This window comes from Frankia sp. CeD (assembly GCF_000732115.1).
Classification (GTDB): Bacteria; Actinomycetota; Actinomycetes; order Frankiales; family Frankiaceae; genus Frankia; species Frankia casuarinae.
Genome location: NZ_JPGU01000005.1, coordinates 26516 through 45099 on the forward strand (window position 1 = coordinate 26516; position 18584 = coordinate 45099).

16 protein-coding genes and 1 pseudogene are annotated in these 18584 nt (G+C 71.7%); 6 read left to right on the forward strand and 11 right to left on the reverse strand.

The window, feature by feature from the left end:
* Window positions 1-32: 32 nt before the first annotated feature.
* Window positions 33-1646, reverse strand: a complete 1614-nt coding sequence (locus CED_RS05145; RefSeq protein WP_011436109.1) for an ABC-F family ATP-binding cassette domain-containing protein — start codon at window positions 1644-1646, stop codon at window positions 33-35.
* A 459-nt stretch (window positions 1647-2105) separates the two neighbouring features.
* Between CED_RS05145 and rfbB the strand changes: the two genes are divergently transcribed.
* Entirely contained in the window at window positions 2106-3110 is a 1005-nt protein-coding gene (gene rfbB, locus CED_RS05150; RefSeq protein ID WP_035908891.1) for a dTDP-glucose 4,6-dehydratase, read from the forward strand.
* 22 nt (window positions 3111-3132) lie between these two features.
* On the opposite strand, the gene glgA is transcribed toward rfbB, so the two are convergent.
* From glgA to CED_RS05200, 10 genes and pseudogenes are all read right to left on the reverse strand, one after another.
* Entirely contained in the window at window positions 3133-4368 is a 1236-nt protein-coding gene (glgA, locus tag CED_RS05155; protein ID WP_035908893.1) for a glycogen synthase, read from the reverse strand.
* A 112-nt stretch (window positions 4369-4480) separates the two neighbouring features.
* The gene (gene glgC / locus CED_RS05160; protein ID WP_035730389.1) at window positions 4481-5719 is read right to left on the reverse strand and encodes a glucose-1-phosphate adenylyltransferase; all 1239 of its coding nucleotides are present in this window, start codon (window positions 5717-5719) and stop codon (window positions 4481-4483) included.
* A 227-nt stretch (window positions 5720-5946) separates the two neighbouring features.
* A complete protein-coding gene (locus CED_RS05165) occupies window positions 5947-6396 on the reverse strand; it encodes a metal-sulfur cluster assembly factor (RefSeq protein WP_011436105.1) in 450 nt (149 codons plus the stop codon).
* A complete protein-coding gene (gene sufU, locus CED_RS05170) occupies window positions 6393-6911 on the reverse strand; it encodes a Fe-S cluster assembly sulfur transfer protein SufU (protein ID WP_011436104.1) in 519 nt (172 codons plus the stop codon). Before sufU ends, CED_RS05165 begins: the two co-directional genes overlap by 4 nt.
* A complete protein-coding gene (locus tag CED_RS05175; protein ID WP_011436103.1) occupies window positions 6908-8236 on the reverse strand; it encodes a cysteine desulfurase in 1329 nt (442 codons plus the stop codon). The genes sufU and CED_RS05175 overlap by 4 nt, the downstream gene beginning before the upstream one ends.
* Window positions 8233-9027: a Fe-S cluster assembly ATPase SufC gene (gene sufC / locus CED_RS05180; RefSeq protein ID WP_011436102.1), complete on the reverse strand. Its 795-nt coding sequence runs from the start codon at window positions 9025-9027 to the stop codon at window positions 8233-8235. The genes CED_RS05175 and sufC overlap by 4 nt, the downstream gene beginning before the upstream one ends.
* 8 nt (window positions 9028-9035) lie before the next feature.
* Window positions 9036-9413 (reverse strand): non-heme iron oxygenase ferredoxin subunit, encoded by a 378-nt coding sequence (locus tag CED_RS05185; protein WP_011436101.1) that lies wholly within the window; start codon window positions 9411-9413, stop codon window positions 9036-9038.
* Entirely contained in the window at window positions 9410-10669 is a 1260-nt protein-coding gene (gene sufD, locus CED_RS05190) for a Fe-S cluster assembly protein SufD (protein ID WP_035908896.1), read from the reverse strand. Before sufD ends, CED_RS05185 begins: the two co-directional genes overlap by 4 nt.
* A complete protein-coding gene (gene sufB / locus CED_RS05195; protein ID WP_063613407.1) occupies window positions 10669-12108 on the reverse strand; it encodes a Fe-S cluster assembly protein SufB in 1440 nt (479 codons plus the stop codon). The genes sufD and sufB overlap by 1 nt, the downstream gene beginning before the upstream one ends.
* A gap of 215 nt (window positions 12109-12323) precedes the next feature.
* Window positions 12324-12989: pseudogene (locus tag CED_RS05200) on the reverse strand (helix-turn-helix transcriptional regulator); the annotation flags it as partial.
* Window positions 12990-13316: 327 nt separating this feature from the next.
* On the opposite strand from CED_RS05200, the gene CED_RS05205 reads away from it, so the two are divergent.
* The 5 genes from CED_RS05205 to CED_RS05225 all read left to right on the forward strand — a co-directional run bounded on the left by CED_RS05205 (window position 13317) and on the right by CED_RS05225 (window position 18529).
* Window positions 13317-14021 carry a hypothetical protein gene (locus tag CED_RS05205; RefSeq protein WP_011436097.1) on the forward strand — a complete coding sequence of 235 codons (705 nt, stop codon included), beginning with the start codon at window positions 13317-13319 and terminating at the stop codon, window positions 14019-14021.
* Window positions 14022-14176: 155 nt separating this feature from the next.
* Window positions 14177-15709: a glycerol kinase GlpK gene (glpK, locus tag CED_RS05210; protein ID WP_023841557.1), complete on the forward strand. Its 1533-nt coding sequence runs from the start codon at window positions 14177-14179 to the stop codon at window positions 15707-15709.
* 250 nt (window positions 15710-15959) lie between these two features.
* A complete protein-coding gene (locus CED_RS05215) occupies window positions 15960-16499 on the forward strand; it encodes a transcriptional regulator (protein ID WP_035909002.1) in 540 nt (179 codons plus the stop codon).
* Between the two features lie 123 nt (window positions 16500-16622).
* Window positions 16623-17747: an ABC transporter ATP-binding protein gene (locus tag CED_RS05220; RefSeq protein ID WP_035730264.1), complete on the forward strand. Its 1125-nt coding sequence runs from the start codon at window positions 16623-16625 to the stop codon at window positions 17745-17747.
* Window positions 17744-18529: an ABC transporter permease gene (locus CED_RS05225; protein ID WP_035908897.1), complete on the forward strand. Its 786-nt coding sequence runs from the start codon at window positions 17744-17746 to the stop codon at window positions 18527-18529. Before CED_RS05220 ends, CED_RS05225 begins: the two co-directional genes overlap by 4 nt.
* Window positions 18530-18584 lie beyond the last annotated feature (55 nt).

Consider the following 18584-nt stretch of genomic DNA (forward strand, 5'->3'; position numbering starts at 1 on the left):
TCTCCGTTCGGTTCCCGGCGCAGGGTCCCTGCTCAGGCCAGGGTGATGAGCTCGGCCAGATCGGGTGACCAGTTGTCCTCGACCCCGTCCGGCAGCATCAGGACCTTCTGCGGGTCGAGTGCCTCGACGGCCCCCGGGTCGTGGGTGACTAGGACGACCGAGCCCCGGTACGTGGCGAGCGCGGCAAGCACCTCGTCGCGCGAGGCGGGGTCGAGGTTGTTCGTCGGCTCATCGAGCAGGAGGACGTTGGCGGAGCTGCAGACCAGTCCGGCGAGCGCGAGGCGGGTCTTCTCGCCGCCGGACAGGGTCTCGGCGCGCTGCTCCACGCTGTCTCCGCTGAACAGGAACGCGCCCAGGATGCGACGCAGCTCCACGTCCGACGTCCCCGGCGCGGCGGCCCGCATGTTGTCCAGCACCGAGCGGCTGGTGTCCAGCGTCTCGTGTTCCTGCGCGTAGTACCCGAGACGTAGACCGTGACCGGGATGCACCTGGCCGACGTCGGGTGCCTCCTGGCCCGCCAGGATGCGCAGCAGCGTGGTCTTGCCGGCACCGTTCAGCCCGAGGACCACGACCCGCGAGCCGCGGTCGATCGCGAGGTCCACACCGGTGAACACCTCCAGCGAGCCGTAGGACTTCGACAGTCCGGTGGCGGTCAGCGGCGTGCGGCCGCACGGAGCCGGGTCCGGGAAGCGCAGCTTGGCCACCCGGTCCGCGACGCGCGCCTCGGCGAGCCCGGCCGCGAGCCGCTCGGCCCGCCGGTCCATCTGATGGGCGGCCCGCGCCTTGGTCGCCTTGGCGCGCATCTTGTCGGCCTGCGCCTTCAGCGAGTCGATCTTCTTCTCGGCATTGGCGCGTTCCCGGCGACGGCGGCGCTCGTCCAGCTCGCGCTGGTTGAGGTAGGTCTTCCAGTTCACGTTGTAGACGTCGAGGGTGGCCCGGTTGGCGTCGAGGTGGAAGACCTTGTTCACGCACTTGTCGAGCAGGTCGACGTCGTGGCTCACCACGATCAGGCCGCCCGTGTGGGCGCGCAGGAAGTCCCGCAGCCACCCGATCGAGTCGGCGTCGAGGTGGTTCGTCGGCTCGTCGAGCAGCAGGGTCGCGTCGGCGTTGCCGGACCCGGCGAACAGGATGCGGGCGAGTTCGACCCGCCGCCGCTGCCCACCGGACAGGGTGCCGATGGGCTGGGCGAGCACCCGATCGGCCAGGCCCAGCGACGAGCAGATCCGGGCAGCCTCCGCCTCGGCGGCATAACCGCCGAGCGTCCCGAATCGCTCCTCCAGGCTGCCGTAGCGGCGGATCGCCGCGTCCCGCGCCGTGGCGTCGACCAGCTCGGCCATCTCCAGCTGCAGCTTCTCCATCTCGCGCAGGAGAACGTCGAGACCGCGCGCCGACAGCACCCGATCACGGGCGGTGTCGGCCAGATCGCCGGTACGCGGGTCCTGGGGGAGGTAACCCATCTCACCCCGGATGTCGACGGTGCCGGCGAACGGCAGCCCCTCCCGGGCAAGCACCTTCAGCAACGTTGTCTTGCCGGCCCCGTTGCGCCCGACGAGACCGATCCGGTCGTTCGGCTGCACCCGGAAGGATACGGGCTCGATCAGAGTGCGGGCTCCGGCACGCAGTTCGAGCTCGGACACAATGATCATCGAGGTAGGGCCTCTTTCGGGCTTCCAGACAACGCCGGGCGAGCGTCAGAGCGTTACACCGGCGACGTCGGGTTGACACGGACAACGGCGGGGACCCCACCAGAGCACGGCGAACCGGGACGACCGAGGNCGGGCACGGGGNAGGTCGGGCACGGGGTAGACCGCGCACCGTGCCCACCAGGGACGGCACGGTCGGGCGCGCGACGATCACGATACGACGATGCTCATGACCTCAAGAGTACGGAAGCCATCGGGCGCCGTGGCCGCCGGATAGCCCTCGAACAGGTCCGCCACGCGCCAGAGCGTAAGGTGCCCCGTGCNCCCACGGTCNCCCGCCGTCGTCCGGGTGGCCGCGCGCCGGCCAGGCCGCTGCCCGCCCGCCACGAGAACATGGGCGACGTCCGTCCACCGCCCAGCCGCATGCGTCGCCGCGCAGGCGCACCGATCGAAAGGCACACCATGTCGACGCTCCTCGTGACCGGAGCCGCCGGGTTCATCGGATCGAACTTCGTCCGCTACTGGCGGACGCGGCATCCGGAGGACGCGGTCGTGGCGCTCGACGCCCTGACCTACGCCGGCTGCCGGGAGAACCTCGCCGACGTCGCGGACCGCGTCACGTTCGTCCACGGCGACATCCGTGACCAGGAGCTCGTCGAGTCGGTGCTGCGGGAGCACTCCGTGGACGTGGTGGTGAACTTCGCCGCCGAGTCGCACAACAGCCTGGCGATCATCCGCCCCGGCGAGTTCTTCGCGACGAACGTGATGGGTACCCAGACCCTGCTCGAGGCGGCACGCACGGTCGGGGTGGCCCGCTTCCACCAGATCTCCACCTGCGAGGTCTACGGCGACATGGACCTCAACGACCCCGGTGCCTTCACCGAGGACTCCCCCTACCTCCCCCGCACGCCCTACAACGCGGCGAAGGCCGGCGGGGACCACGCCGTACGCGCCTACGGCTTCACCTACAACCTCCCCGTGACGATCACCAACTGCTCGAACAACTACGGTCCCTACCAGTTCCCGGAGAAGGTCATCCCCCTGNTCGTAACCCGGGCGCTGCAGGGCGAGTCGCTCCCGATGTACGCCTCCACCACGAACCGGCGCGAGTGGCTGCACGTGATGGACCACTGCCGGGCGATCGACGCGGTTCTGGACCGTGGGCGGCTCGGCGAGACCTACCACGTCGGATCCGGCGTCGAGGCGGACATCGAGACGATCGCCGACACGGTGCNNGCCNNNNTCGGTCTNCCCGCGTCGNTNAAGACGATCGTNCCCGNCCNCCCCTCGCACGACCGCCGCTACCTGCNGGACTCCACCAAGCTGCGGACCGAGCTGGGCTGGACGCCGTTGATCGACTTCGCCGAGGGCATGCGGTCGACCATCGCCTGGTACAAGGAGAACGAAGCCTGGTGGCGTCCGCTGCTCGGTCGCTCCCCGGTCTCCGAAACGGCCTGGACGAGCTGACGGCTCCAGCCGAGCTGAGGCGTCAGCCGCCGGTCAGCGATGCGTACAGCCGCGCGGTGCGCTCGGCGATCGCCGCCCAGCCGAACTCGGTGACGGCCCGGTCCCGGCCCGCATGGCCCATCGCGGCCGCCCGGACCGGGTCCGCGAGCACCTCGTTGACGGCCCCGGCCAGCGCGCCGGGGTCGCCGGGCGGCACCAGCAGACCGGTGACGCCGTCGTCGACGACCTCGGGAATGCCACCGACCCGGGAGGCGACGACCGCGGTGCCGCACGCCATCGCCTCCAGGTTGACGATGCCGAGCGGCTCGTAGACCGACGGGCAGACGAACACGGTGGCATGGCTGAGCAGCTGGATCACCTCCGGCTTCGTCAGCATCCCGGGCAGCCAGACCACGCCGTCGCGGCCTGCGCGCAGGCCCTCGACCAGGTCGGTGATCTCCGTGAGCAGCGCAGGGGTGTCCGGGGCCCCGGCACAGAGCACGAGCTGCGCCCGGGGGTCGATCGCCGCAGCCGCCCGCAGCAGCACCGGCAGCCCCTTCTGCCGGGTAATCCGCCCCACGAAGATCACCGTCGGCCGGGCCGGATCCACCCCGTGACGTTCCAGCACGTCGGTCGCGGTGTCCGGACGGTACTCGTCGGTGTCGATGCCATTGCGGATGACGTGCACACGGGCCGGATCGACCGCCGGGTAGGCATCGAGGATGTCCACGCGCATGCCCGCGCTGACCGCGACCACGGCGGCCGCCGACTCGATCGCGACCCGCTCGCACCAGGACGACACCCGGTAGCCCCCGCCCAGCTGCTCGGCCTTCCAGGGACGCCGGGGCTCCAGCGAGTGCGAGGTCATCACGTGCGGGACGCCGCCGAGCAGCGCGGCGAGATGGCNACCGAGATTCGCGTACCAGGTGTGCGAGTGGATCACGTCCGCGCCGACCGCCGCGGCGGCCATGGACAGGTCCATCGACACGGTCCGCAGCGCGTCGTTCGCGTCGGCGAGCGCGGCCCAGCCCCGGTGCGCCGCGACCGCGGCGACCCCCGGGGCACCCGCCCTCTCGACCACCGGTCGGTCGACGGCGCCGGTCGACGGCGCCGCACCCGCGGGCCCGCCGCCCGCCGACCCGCCGCCCGGCGCCGGCCCCTCGCGGTGGACGGTGAGGTCGACAAGCCGGGCGAGCTCCCGGCTCAGGTACTCGACGTGCACACCCGCCCCGCCGTAGACGTCCGGGGGGTACTCCCGGGTGAGCATGGCGACGCGCATGTGCGGTCTCTCCCAACGGTGCCGTGACGGGACGGGTGCAAACGGGACGGGTGCGGGCGGTGGAGGCGAGGAGCGGGGCGGGTGCGGGCGGATGGGGCGGATGGCGGCCGGTTCAGTCGGCGATCGTGACGCCCTTGCCGACGACGGTGATGCCCTGCTCGCTCACGGTGTAGCCGCGGGCGCGGTCCCGGTCCTTGTCCNCCCCGACCTGGGCGCCCGCCGGCACGTGCACGTTCTTGTCCAGGATGGCGTCGCGGACGACGGCCCCCCGGCCGACGAGCACGTTGTCCATGAGCACCGTGTGGTCGACCTCGGCCCAGGAGCTCACCCGCACTCCCGGGGACAGCACCGACGAGCGCACCGTGCCCCCGGAGATGATGACTCCATTGCTGACGATGCTGTTCACGGCCGTGCCGGTGCGCTGCAGGCCGTCGTGCACGAACTTCGCCGGTGGCAGCGAGGGGATGCTGGTGAGGATCGGCCACTCCCGGTTGTAGAGGTTGAACACCGGGTCGAGCGCACACAGATCCATCTGCGCCTCGAAGTACGAGTCGACGGTGCCGACGTCGCGCCAGTAGCCGCGGTCACGCACCGTCGTGCCCGGGACGACGTTGCCGGCGAAGTCGTACACCGCCGCCGCCCGCTGGGCCACGAGCATCGGGATGATGTTCCCGCCCATGTCGTGGACGCTGTCCTCGTCCGCGGCGTCCTTGCGCAGGGCGTCGATCAGCACGTCCGTCGAGAAGACGTAGTTACCCATCGAGGCGAACGTCTCCTCGGGGCTACCCGGCAGACCCGGCGGATCGGCGGGCTTCTCCAGGAACGCCTCGATCGTGCGGCCGTCGGGCGCCGTCTGGATGACCCCGAACGCCCTGCCCTCGGATCTCGGCACCCGCAGCCCGGCGACGGTGACGCCGGCTCCGCTGTCGAGATGCTGGGCGACCATCTGCCGCGGGTCCATCCGGTACACATGGTCCGCGCCGAAGACCACGACGATGTCCGGGGCGTCGTCGTAGACGAGGTTCAGCGACTGGTGGATGGCGTCGGCGCTGCCGGCGAACCATCGCGGCCCCAGCCGCTGCTGCGCCGGCACCGGCGTGACGTAGTTGCCGAGCAGGTTGCTCATCCGCCATGTCGTCGTGATGTGCCGGTCGAGACTGTGGCTCTTGTACTGGGTCAGGACCGCGATGCGCAGGTAGCCCGCGTTCACCAGGTTGGACAGCACGAAGTCGATCAGGCGGTACAGCCCGCCAAAGGGGACGGCGGGCTTCGCCCGGTCCGCGGTCAGCGGCGCCAGCCGCCGTCCGGCACCCCCGGCCAGCACCAGACCGAGGACCCGCGGGCTCGGCACAGACAGGCTCCCGTCTTCCGGCTCGATCTCCGAACGACCGGCGGGGCCGGACACCACGCCACGAGGCGGGAAGCCCGCCGAAATGGGCCGATGACGACGCCGATCGCCTGGTTCCGACCCTACAAGCCTGGCGGGCGGATACGGGCGGAGTGAGCGGTGGTTGCTGGGTAGCCAGCCGTACGTTGCGCGAACCCCACCGGTTGTTCATCCAGTGGGCCGGGGGGACGTCAGACGTTGAAGCCGAGCGCGCGCAGCTGCTCGCGACCGTCGTCGGTGATCTTGTCCGGCCCCCACGGCGGCATCCAGACCCAGTTGATGGTCACGTCCGCGGCCAGCCCGTCCGGGCCGTCGACCAGGGCGGAGCGGGTCTGGTCCTCGATGACGTCGGTGAGCGGGCAGGCCGCCGAGGTCAGCGTCATGTCGAGGGTGACGGTGTTGTCGTCGGCGACGTGGATGCCGTAGACGAGGCCGAGGTCGACGACGTTGATGCCGAGTTCCGGGTCGACGACGTCGCGCATCGCCTCCTCGATGTCCTCGAAGCTGGCGAGCTCCGGCGGGGCGTCCGGTCCCGTCGGGTCCGGGTCCAGCACCGGCTTCGGGACCCCGGCGGGCTGATCCGCCGCCTCGGCGGTTTCTCCCGTCGCGGCCGAGCGCGTCTCGGTCACCGTCTCGCTCATGGCTTCTCCTGCTCGGGTACGTCGAGGGGGGCGACGCGGGGGTACGCGACAGAGGTGGATGCGCCGGCGACGGCGACACTCGGATCCATCGCCTTAGCGGTCGCGTCCTTCCACGCCATCCAGGACAGCAGGGCACATTTCACCCGGGCGGGGTACTTGGAGACGCCGGCGAACGCCACGGCGTCCTCCAGCACGTCCTCGTCACCCTCGATGGTGCCCCGCGACTGCATCAGCGCCAGGAACTCGCGTTCGAGCTTCAGCGCCGCGTCGACCGACTTGCCGATCACGAGGTCGCTCATGACGCTCGCCGACGCCTGACTGATCGAACAGCCCTCGCTCTCGTAGGAGACGTCCTCGACGACCCCGTCCGAGACCTTCACCCGCAGGGTCACCTCGTCGCCGCAGGTCGGGTTGACGTGGTGCACTTCGGCGTCGAAGGGATCCCGCAGCCCCCGGTGGAGCGGGTTGCGGTAGTGGTCCAGGATGATCTCCTGGTACATGGAGTCGAGTTTCACCTCAGAAAGAACCTCCGGACCCCGTGCAGTCCTTCCACCAGGGCGTCGACCTCGCCGGTCGTCGTGTAGAGGTGGAACGACGCGCGGGTCGTCGCAGGTACCCCGAACCGCAGGCAGACCGGCCGGGCGCAGTGGTGCCCGACCCGCACGGCAATGCCGCGCTCGTCGAGGATCTGTCCGACGTCGTGGGGATGGATCGGCCGGCCGTCGTCCTCGTGCAGCACAAAGGAGATCGCCCCGCCGCGGGCGTCCGCCGCCGGCGGACCGATGATCCGCAACCCCGGCACCTCGGCGAAGGCGTCCAGCGCGTAGGCCGTCACCGCGTGCTCGTGCTCGGCGACGGCCGGCATGCCGAGCGCGGTCAGGTAGTCGACGGCCGCGCCGAGCCCGACCACCTGGGCAATCATCGGGGTGCCGGCCTCGAACCGGTGCGGCGGCGCCGCGTAGGTCGAGCCCTCCATGGTGACAAGCTCGATCATCTCGCCGCCGCCGAGGAAGGGCGGCATGACCCCAAGCAGCTCGTAGCGTCCCCAGAGCACCCCGACCCCGGTGGGCGCGCACATCTTGTGCCCGGTGAAGGCCAGGAAGTCCACCCCGAGCTCGGTGACGTCGACCGGGTTGTGCGGTACCGACTGGGAGCCGTCGAGCACGGTCAGCGCGCCGACCTCGCGGGCCCGCGCCACCACCTGCGCGACCGGGTTGATCGTGCCGAGAATGTTCGACTGGTGGACGAAGGCGACGACCTTCGCCCGCTCGGTGATGATCGAATCGAGGTTGCTCAGGTCGAGCCGGCCGTCGTCGGTCAGCCCGATCCAGCGCAGCGTCGCCCCGGTGCGCCGGGCCAGCATCTGCCACGGCACGAGATTGGAGTGATGCTCCATCTCGGTGACGACGATCTCGTCACCCGGGCCGACCCGGAACCGCTCCGCCTCGGCGCCGGCGGCCCCGGCGTTGCTCATCGCGTAGGCGACGAGGTTCAGCGCCTCCGAGGAGTTCTTGGTGAACACCACCTCCCGGCGGTCGCCCGCCCCGATGAAGGCGGCGACCTTGTCCCGGGAGGCCTCGTACAGCCCGGTGGCCTCCTCGGCCAGCACGTGGATGCCGCGGTGCACGTTGGCGTTGTGCAGCTCGTAGTAGGTCCGCTCGGCGTCGAGCACCGCCAGCGGCTTCTGCGAGGTGGCGGCGCTGTCGAGGTAGACCAGCGGCCGGTCGCCGTGCACCGTGCGGGCCAGGACGGGGAAGTCCCGGCGGACCTGCTCGACGTCGAACCCGCCGACGAGCCGGGGTCCGGACCCCGGGCGCACGGCCGCGTCGGTCAGCGTCATGACACCGCTCCCACGCCGGCCGGCGTGGCCGCGCCGCCACCCTTGACGTAGCGGTCGTAGCCGGACTCCTCCAGCACGGCGGCCAGTTCCGGGCCGCCCTCGTCGACGATCCGCCCCGCCGCCATGACGTGGACGAACTCGGGACGGATGTAGCGCAGGATGCGGGTGTAGTGGGTGATGAGCAGGATGCCCGTCTCCCCCTTGGCCCGCACCGACTCGATACCTGCGGAGACGATGCGCAGCGCGTCGACGTCGAGGCCGGAGTCGGTCTCGTCCAGCACGGCGATCTTCGGCTTGAGCAACGCCATCTGCAGGATCTCGTGACGCTTCTTCTCGCCGCCGGAGAAGCCCTCGTTGACGTTGCGCTCGGCGAACGCCGGGTCCATCTCGAGCGCGGCCATGGAGGTCTTGACCTCCTTGACCCAGGTCCGCAGCTTCGGCGCCTCGCCGCGCACGGCCGTGACCGAGGAGCGCAGGAAGTTCGACACCGAGACCCCGGGGATCTCCACCGGGTACTGCATCGCCAGGAAGATCCCGGCCCGGGCCCGGGCGTCGACGCTCATCGCGAGGACGTCCTCGCCGTCGAGCGTGATGCTGCCCTCGGTGACCGTGTACTTGGGATGGCCCGCGATCGAATAGGACAGCGTCGACTTACCCGACCCGTTCGGCCCCATAATCGCGTGCGTCTCGCCCTTGCGGACGGTCAGGTCCACCCCGCGCAGGATCTCGCGCGTGCCCTCGCCGTCCGTCTCCACCGAGACATGCAGATTGCGGATCTCCAGTGTGGACACCGCTGCCGTCACCCTCGTTCCGGGTTCGAATGTGTGACGTCGACGAGCACGTCGTCGCCGTCGATGGTCACTGCGTACGTGGGCACCGGCTCAATCGCCGGCAGGCTCAGCGGGACGCCGCTGGCCAGGTCGAACTGGGACCCGTGCAGCCAGCACTCGATCTTGCCGTCCTCGGCCTCGCCCTGGGAGAGCATCACGTCGGCGTGCGAGCACTCGTCACGCACGGCGTAGACCGCCCCGCCCGACCGCACCACGCACACCGGCACGCCCTCGATCTCGGTGCCGATCGCGGTGCCCTCGGCGAGGTCCGCGGCGGCACACACCCGGTGCCACCGCGGGGCGACCGAGGAGCCGCCCGCGGCAGAACCGCCGGTCGCGGTCGTCATCCGCCCACCTCCACCGACAACTCCGCCGACGACGGCTCCGCAGCCTCGTCCGGGAGGTCGGCCGACAGCTCGCCGGCAATCTTGATCATGATGCGTTCCCGCAGCTCCGGCACGTCGATCCGGTCGATGATCTCGGCGAAGAAACCGTGCACCACGAGCCGGCGGGCCTCCTCGGGCGAGATCCCCCGCGACTGCAGGTAGAACAGCGCCTCGTCATCGAACCGGCCGGTGGCACTGGCGTGACCGGCACCGGTGACCTCACCGGTGAGGATCTCCAGGTTCGGGACCGAGTCGGCCCGCGCGCCGTCGGTGAGCACGAGATTGCGGTTGAGCTCGTAGGTGTCCGTGCCCACGGCGCCGGCGCCGATGAGGACGTCGCCGATCCACACCGCGTGGGCGGCGTCCCCGCGCAGCGCGCCCTTGTAGGTGACCCGGCTGCGGCAGGAACGCGGCTCGTGCGTGACGAGCAGCCGGTGCTCCTGGTGCTGGCCGGCATCGGTGAAGAACACGCCGTAGAGCTCGGCGTCGCCGCCGGGCCCGCGGTAGTCCACGGTCGGGTTGAGCCGCACCAGATCACCGCCGAGGGTGATGGTGAACGAGCGCAGCCGAGCGTCGCGCCCCAGCGAGTAGGCGTGCGCGCCGAGGTGCACGGCGTCGTCGTCCCAGTCCTGCAGGGTGATGAAGGTGAGCGAGGCGCCGTGCCCCACGTACACCTCGACGTTGCCGGCGTAGGTGGCGCTGCCGGTGTGGTCGAGCACCACGGTGGCGGACGCAAACGGGCCCACTTCGACGAGGACGTGACCGTAGGCCACCCCGCCCGGGGAGCCGCGCCGCCCGCCGTCGCCGCTCGTCGCGACGAACCCGGCCGGGGACCTGGGGCTCTCACCGTGCAGGTGCACGACCACCGGCTNGGTGAGCGCGGCCTCGGCNGGGANGGTGACGGCGAGCGCGCCCGCCGACCGGGTCAGGGCGAAGGCGGCCACCCGGTCGGCCGGGGTCAGCACCCGACCGATCCGGGCGTCGGCGGCGGCGAGCTGCTCCACCTCGACCCCCGCGGGCGCGGTGACCGACACGGAGACCTTGCCGTCGGCCTCGGGGCCGGTCGGCAGTCCGCGCAGCCGGCGCAGCGGGGTGAACCGCCACGCCTCCTCGCGTCCGGTGGGCACGGCGTGGTCGAGCGGGTTACGGGACCGTACGGGACGGGGTACGGCACCGGAGGCGGCCGGGGGCCGACCGGTGGCGTCGATGACGACCATCAGCCGACCGCACCTTCCATCTGCAGCTCGATGAGGCGGTTGAGCTCGAGGGCGTACTCCATGGGCAGCTCCCGGGCGATCGGCTCGACGAAGCCGCGCACGACCATCGCCATCGCCTCCTCCTCGGACAGACCCCGGCTCATCAGGTAGAACAGCTGGTCCTCGCCGACCTTGGAGACGCTCGCCTCGTGCCCGATGGAGGCGTCGTCCTCGCGCACGTCAACGTAGGGGTAGGTGTCCGAGCGGCTCACCGTGTCGACGAGCAACGCGTCGCACTTGACCGTCGAGCGGGAGGCCGACGAGCCCTCGTTGATCTGGACGAGCCCGCGGTAGGACGTCCGCCCGCCGCCGCGGGCCACCGACTTGGAGACGATCGTCGAGGAGGTGCGGGGCGCGGCGTGCACCATCTTCGCGCCCGCGTCCTGGTGCTGACCGGCACCGGCGAAGGCGATGGAGAGCACCTCGCCCTTGGCGTGCTCGCCGAGCAGCCACACGGCCGGGTACTTCATCGTCACCTTGGAACCGATGTTGCCGTCGATCCACTCCATGGTGCCGCCCTCGTGGCAGGCGGCACGCTTGGTGACCAGGTTGTAGACGTTGTTCGACCAGTTCTGGATGGTCGTGTACCGGCAGCGCGCGTTCTTCTTCACGACGATTTCGACGACCGCCGAGTGCAGCGAGTCCGACGAGTAGACCGGCGCCGTGCAGCCCTCGACGTAGTGCACGTAGGCGCCCTCGTCGACGATGATCAGCGTCCGCTCGAACTGGCCCATGTTCTCGGTGTTGATCCGGAAGTAGGCCTGCAGCGGGATCTCGACCTGCACGCCCGGCGGCACGTAGATGAAGGATCCGCCCGACCACACCGCCGTGTTCAGCGCGGCGAACTTGTTGTCCCCGACCGGGATCACCGAGCCGAAGTACTCCTGGAACAGCTCCGGATGCTCACGCAGCCCGGAGTCGGTGTCCAGGAAGAGGACACCCTGCTCCTCGAGGTCCTCCCGGATCTTGTGGTAGACGACCTCGGACTCGTACTGGGCGGCGACCCCGGCAATGAGGCGCTGCTTCTCCGCCTCGGGAATGCCGAGCCGGTCGTAGGTCGCCCGGATGTCCTCGGGTAGGTCCTCCCACTCCTCGGCCTGCTTCTCGGTGGAGCGGACGAAGTACTTGATGTTGTCGAAGTCGATGCCCGACAGGTCGGCACCCCAGGTCGGCATGGGCTTGCGCTCGAACAGCCGCAGCCCCTTGAGGCGCAGGTCGGTCATCCACGACGGCTCGGACTTCTTGGCCGAGATGCCGCGGACAACCGCCTCGGACAGGCCGCGCTCCACGTCGGCGGCGTAGGCGTCGGTGTCAGCCCATCCGAACCGATAGGAACCAAGGCCTTCCAGGGCGGTCTCGGCAGAGGTGGTCNTAGGGCGAAACCCTCCGAAGACGAGGATGGTGGACAGGCCAGGGACGCGGGCCGGGCCGGGCCGGATCCGGCCACGGCGGAATCGGGCAGCACCCGAGCGGAGCCGTCCTTCCCGGACCCGCTCTGATCGGACCCGTTCCGATCGGACCGGGCACGCGAAGCCATGCCGGGCGCCGTGCCCGCGGGCGGATGATCCGCGGCGGTGTGGCTCACGGCAGTGTGACCCGCGGGCGGGTGACCCGCGGGCGGGTGACCCGCGGGGATGTGGGTCGTGCAGACGCCGTCGCCGTGCGCGATCGTCGCCAGGCGCTGCACGTGGGTGTCGAGCACGCGGGCCAGCACCGCGGTCTCGGCGTCGCACAACGCCGGGAAGCGCTCCGCGACGAACTGGACCGGGCAGTGATGCTGGCAGATCTGCAGACCGGTGGGCAGCTCGGAGACGCTGGCGGTGTACCCGGCGGCGGTCATCGCCTCGGCGAGCGCCGCCGGGCGATCCGCCGGCTCCGCCGCCACGACCGCCTCGCGCACCCGCCGCTCCAGGTCGACGGCGCGGGTATCGGCGAACTGGGTGACCGCGCTCGCGCCACCCACCTCGGCCAGGAAGTGCAGCGCACCGGCCGCGAGATCGGAGTAGGCGTTGGGACCGGCCTGATGGCCGGCTTCGGTGAGCGCGTAACGCCGGGCCGGGCGTCCCCGGCCACGCGGCCCCCGGGACCGGCTCTCCGTGGGCGTGATGATGCCATCCGCGACCATGGCATCGAGATGCCTGCGGATAGCCGCCGGGGAGACCCCGAGCTGACGGGACAGCTCGGCTGCCGTGGCCGAGCCGCCCTCCAGGAGCAGACGCACGACCCGGTCGCGGGTACGGCCGTCCGCCGTCCCGCTCGTCCCGTCGTGGTCGTATTTCACAACGCCAGTGTGCCTTATTTCCTGGGCGCAGTCGAACCGGGGTCGCCGGAACTACAGCCCAATGGGGCGATCTTCGCCACAGCCATGACGCAGATCACATCCGCCGGACGTGAGCACACAACGGATACCCACGGGCCGTACCCGACCGACGACCGCAGGCGGCGGAATGCCAGACTTGCGCCCACTGCCATACCTGCGCGCCCACCCGGGCGCGCACCCCGGGTGGGCACACCAGGTCGGCACACCAGCGGGCCGACGGTCGCGACGCGCGGTCGCGCCCGGCCGCCACCGACCCGGAGACGATCTCAGGCGGGAGGCGACGGGCGGATGCGATCACAACTGTGGCGCGGCGGGGTCCGGCGGGCGCTGCTCTCCCTCGGACTGACTTTCCTGCTCGCGACCTCGGCGGCCTGCAGTGGCGGCGGGGAGAAGAGCAACGGGCTGGAGAAGCTGCCTGCCGGCGAGGTCGGCACGCGCACCCTGCAGGCGTTGCGCACCGCGACCGGCGTCCACGTCGTCGGCACCGAGGCCGACCCGCGCTCGGACGCCCCCGCCGGTTACGACCTGGTGATGTCCGGCACGGTCACCCGCGGCACCATTGACGAGTACGGTCAACGGACCCAGATCTTCAAGATCAAAGACGACACCTACGTCCGCCGCGGCCGCGCCTACTACGAGGGGACCGGTGACGCCGCGGCCGGGAACCTCCTCGCCGACCGCTGGGTCCGCCTAGCCCCCGCCGACGCCGCGAAATACAGCTACTTTACCCTCGACCGGCTCGCCGCGTCGCTGACCAGCTACGTCGTCGGGCTGTCCGGCCCGGTGCGGACCGAGAAGCTGGCCGGCACCCAGGCCGTCCGGGCCGCGGGCCCCGACGGAACAGCCTTCTGGGCGGCCAACACCGGGCCCGGCTATCCGTTGAAGGTGGTCGTCGCCGGCCGCTCCACCAACGAGATCACTTTCGACGATTACGGGACGCCCGCGACCGGCACCCCGCCCGGCGACGTCGTCGACCTGTCCAACCTCGGCTGAGCCGCCGTTCCCGGCACGCCGGGTCCGCCTTACCTACCCCTTGTCTATCTTTCCTCCCCCGCGTCCCTCTCCTTACCGTGCATCGCTCCCCTACCATGCCTCCTTACCATGCGTCCTTACCATGCGTCAGCGGACCCGTGGGCGGGAGGAACGAGATGAGCGTGCCGGCACGCGGATCCCTGGTGGCGGCGGTCGACCAGGGGACCACCGGGACCACGGTCTGCCTGCTCGACCGGGACGGGGTGGTCGTCGGCCGCGGCTACACCGGGATCCGGCCCGGGTTCCCCCGGCCGGGCTGGGTCGAGCAGGATCCGGACGAGCTCTGGCGCAGCGTCGTCGACACCGTCGCCGCGGCCCTGGCCGGCTGCGGTCGCCGGGCCGGGGAGCTCGCCGCCCTCGGCATCACCAACCAGCGCGAGACCACCGTGCTGTGGGACCGGCGGACCTCCGCCCCGGTCCACCCGGCCATCGGGTGGCAGGACCGGCGGACGGCCGCGGTCTGCGAACGCCTCACCGCCGAGGGGCACGCGGGTGCGGTGGGGGAACGCACCGGGCTGGTACTCGACCCCTACTTCTCCGGTACCAAGATCGGCTGGATCCTGGACGACGACCCCGGGCTGCGCCGGCGCGCCGGCCGGGGGGAGATCGCCTTCGGCACCGTCGATTCCTGGCTGGTCTGGAAGCTGACCGCCGGGGCCGCGCACGTCACCGACGTCACGAACGCCTCCCGCACCCTGCTGCTCGACCTCGCCGCCGCGACCTGGTCCCCGGAGATGCTCGATCTGCTGGGCGTTCCCGCCGAGGTGCTGCCCGCTGTCGCGCCGAGCTCGCGGGTCTACGCCGAGACCGATCCGGACGCCTTCCTCGGCGTGCGGATCCCGGTGGCGGCCGTGATCGGCGACCAGCAGGCCGCTCTGTTCGCCCAGGGCTGCTTCGAACCCGGCCAGGCCAAGAACACCTATGGCACCGGTTCCTTCGTGCTGGTGAACACCGGCTCGGCCCTGCCGGCGCCGCAGTCGACGCTGCTGCGGACCGCGGCGTTCCAGCTCGACGGCGAACCGGTGCGGTACGCGCTGGAGGGAGCGGTCCTGTCCACCGGTGCCGCCGTCGACTGGCTACGGGACTCCCTGGGGATCATCCGGGATGCCACCGAGACCGCCGACCTGGCCGCCTCCCTGACCGGCAACGACGGCGTCTACTTCGTCCCGGCGCTCGCCGGCCTCGGCGCCCCTCACTGGGATCCCCGCGCCCGCGGCGCACTGCTCGGGATCACCCGGGGGACCACCCGGGCGCACGTCGTCCGCGCGGTGCTCGAGGGCATCGCCTACCGCACCCGGGACGTCGTCGAGGCGATGGGTGCCGCGGGCTTCCCGGTGCGCGAGCTGCGGGCCGACGGCGGGGCCGCCCGCAACCACTGGCTCATGCAGTTCCAGGCCGACCTGCTCGGCGTCGAGCTCGACGTCCCGGACAACATCGAGACGACCGCGCTCGGTTCGGCCTACCTCGCGGGGCTCGCGACCGGGTTCTTCGCCGACCGCGAGGAGCTCGCCGGGCATCGGCGCAGCGCCGAGCGGTACCGGCCGAGGCTGTCCCGGGCCGAGCGGGACCGGTCCTACCGGCGATGGCTGCGCGCCGTGGACCGGGCCCGGGACTGGGCCAAGGACGCCGACGACGCCGACTGGGACTGACCGGGCCGACGGTGCCGACCGGGCCGACCGGGCCGACCGGGACTGACCGGCCGACCGGGCTGACGGGGCTGGCGCGGCCGGAAAAACACTGTCGCGATTCCCGGATTGCGCCCCGCGACCGCGGGACCACGCCAGGGCCACGTTCCCTCGCGGCTTCTTGGTCGAACCGGCTGCCAGACGAACCGAGGCCTGACAATCTGTCACAGGGGGCGGTTGGCGTCTCCTGTCGACCTTGACCCGGACGGAGACCGTGACCGAGGCGGACTACGCCCTGGAGCTCGGCCGCCGGCTTCGCGCGGCGCGCAACCGGCGTGGCTTGTCGCTGCTGGACGTCCAGGAGCGCACGCATGGCCGGTGGACTGCCGGGACCCTGGGCGCCTACGAGCGAGGCTCTCGGACCCTGCGCGTGCATCGACTGGTCGAGCTCGCCGAGCTGTACGACGTTCCCGCGACGCTGCTGGTACCGCCGGCCGCCGATCGCCGCGAGACCGACCATCTGCCGCCGCTGGTCATCGACCTGCGCCGGCTGCGCAAGCTGCCCCCGACCCGCACCGGACCGCTGCGGCGCTGGATCGCCATCGTGCAGGTCCTGCGGTCGGACAGTTCACGCGACGTCCTGCGGCTGCGTCGCTCCGACCTGCAGTCGTTGTCCCGGCTCTACAGCACCACGCCGGCGATGCTGTACGAGCGGCTGGGCGCCTGGGGAGCGCTGGTGGAGCCAGGCGAGCCGGTGGCGGTCGGCGGGCGCCGCCGGGCGCTGCCCGNCCGCCCGCCGCAGCAACGGGGCTAGCAACGGGACTGGCAACGGGACTAGGGCACGGCCGCCCGGTGGTGCCCGTTCCACCCAGCCGAAGGCCTCGTGCCGGGGCGGACCGGCCCTCCGCCCGACCCGCGATGTCCGTAGGATCGCAAGGTGGCCGAGATCCTGGCAGTCAGTGTCACGGACCTCGTGAAGACGTATTCCTCGCGGTCCGCTTCCCCGCGTTCCGGTCGTCGTCCTCACGGGTCCGGGCGGCGGACCCGCACCGGTCGGGCCGGGCGCGGTCCCGCGGCGTTCTCCACGTCCCCTACGCCGTCCCCTACGCCCCCCGTGCGCCAGGCGCCCCCGGCGCCGCCGGTCCCTTCCGGCGACGCCGCTCGACCGTCGACGACACCCGATGGTCGGATACGCGCCGTGGACGAACTGTCACTTACCGTCCCGACCGGCACGGTCACGGCGCTGCTCGGGCCGAACGGCGCCGGCAAGACAACCACCGTGGAGATCTGCGAGGGATTCCGCCGTGCCGACGCGGGCGAGGTGCGGGTCCTCGGACTCGACCCCTGGGCGGACGCCGTTGCCCTGCGCCCCCGGGTCGGGGTGATGCTGCAGTCCGGGGGGATGTATCCCGGCGCCCGCGCCGGCGAGATGCTGCGCCTCGTCGCCTCGCACTACCGCCACCCGCTGGATCCCGCGGCGCTGTTGGACCGGCTCGGGCTGGCCGGGTCCGCCGGTACCCCGTTCCGCCGGCTCTCCGGCGGCCAGCAGCAGCGGCTGTCGCTGGCGATGGCCGTGGTCGGCCGCCCGGAGCTGGTCTTCCTCGACGAGCCGACGGCCGGGTTGGACGTCCAGGGCCGGCGGGACACCTGGGAACTCGTCGAGGAGCTGCGCACGGCCGGGGTCACCGTCGTGCTGACCACCCACGCCATGGACGAGGCCGAACGGCTCGCCGATCAGGTGATCATCGTCGACCACGGCAGGGTGGTGGCGGTCGGCTCCCCCGCGGAGCTCACCCGGGGCGGCGCCGAGGGGCAGCTGCGCTTCCGGGCCCCCGCCGGGCTGGATCTCGGCCGGCTGCTGCTCGCGCTGCCCGACGGCACCACCGTGCAGGAGGGCCCGGCTGGGCACTACCTGTTGCAGGGCACGGTCGACCCGCAACTGCTCGCCGCGGTGACCGCCTGGTGCGCGGGTAACGGCATCCTGGCAGAGGATCTCCGGGTCGAACAACGCACGCTGGAGGACGTCTTCGTGGAACTGACCGGATCGGAGCTGCGCTCATGACCGGCGTCCCGCTGCTCGATCTGCGCCCGGCTCCGGCGCCCGCCTCACGGGTCCGGATGCTGGCGGCACAGACCAGGCTCGAGCTGGTACTCACCCTGCGGCGCGGCGAGTCCGTCCTGCTCACCCTGATCATCCCGGTCGGTCTGCTGGCCTTCTTCACCGCCGTCGACGTGCTGCCGAGCTCCACCGAGCGGCCGGTGGACTTCCTCGTCCCCGGGGTGCTCGCGCTGGCCGTGATGTCGACCGCCTTCACCGGGCAGGCGATCGCGACGGGCTTCGAACGCTCCTACGGCGTACTCAAACGCCTCGGGGCGACCCCGCTGCCGCGCGTGGTCCTGCTCGCCGGCAAGACGTTGGCGGTGCTCGCCGTCGAGGTCATCCAGCTGGTGCTCCTGGTGGCGGTCGGATTCGCGCTGGGCTGGGACCCGACCGGCGGGCCGGTCGGGGTTCCGGCGGTGCTGGCGCTACTCGTCCTGGGCACAGCCGCGTTCTCGGGGCTCGGCCTGCTGATGGCCGGAGCCCTGCGGGCCGAGGCGACGCTCGCCGCCGCCAACGGCGTCTACCTGGTGCTGCTGCTGATCGGCGGGGNGGNGTTCCCGCTGTCGAAGCTTCCCGGCTGGCTGCGGGCGGTCGCCGAGGCGCTGCCGACCGCGGCGCTGTCGGACGGGCTGCGGGCCGTCCTGGCAGAGGGCGACGGTCCGGGGGCACGCCCCCTGATCGTGCTCGTGGCCTGGGCGGTGGCGAGTCTGGCGCTCGCCGCCCGCACCTTCCGTTGGGAGTAGAGCCGACTGGGAGTAGAGCCGACACCGCGACCATCCGGCCGGCAGGCACCATCCG

Coding starts and splice junctions, on each gene's coding strand:
- CED_RS05145 (WP_011436109.1), bottom strand. CDS start 1,646: ATGATCATTGTGTCCGAGCTCGAACTGCGTGCCGGAGCCCGCACTCTG.
- CED_RS05165 (WP_011436105.1), bottom strand. CDS start 6,396: ATGAGCGAGACGGTGACCGAGACGCGCTCGGCCGCGACGGGAGAAACC.
- CED_RS05175 (WP_011436103.1), bottom strand. CDS start 8,236: ATGACGCTGACCGACGCGGCCGTGCGCCCGGGGTCCGGACCCCGGCTC.
- CED_RS05185 (WP_011436101.1), bottom strand. CDS start 9,413: ATGACGACCGCGACCGGCGGTTCTGCCGCGGGCGGCTCCTCGGTCGCC.
- CED_RS05205 (WP_011436097.1), top strand. CDS start 13,317: ATGCGATCACAACTGTGGCGCGGCGGGGTCCGGCGGGCGCTGCTCTCC.
- glpK (WP_023841557.1), top strand. CDS start 14,177: ATGAGCGTGCCGGCACGCGGATCCCTGGTGGCGGCGGTCGACCAGGGG.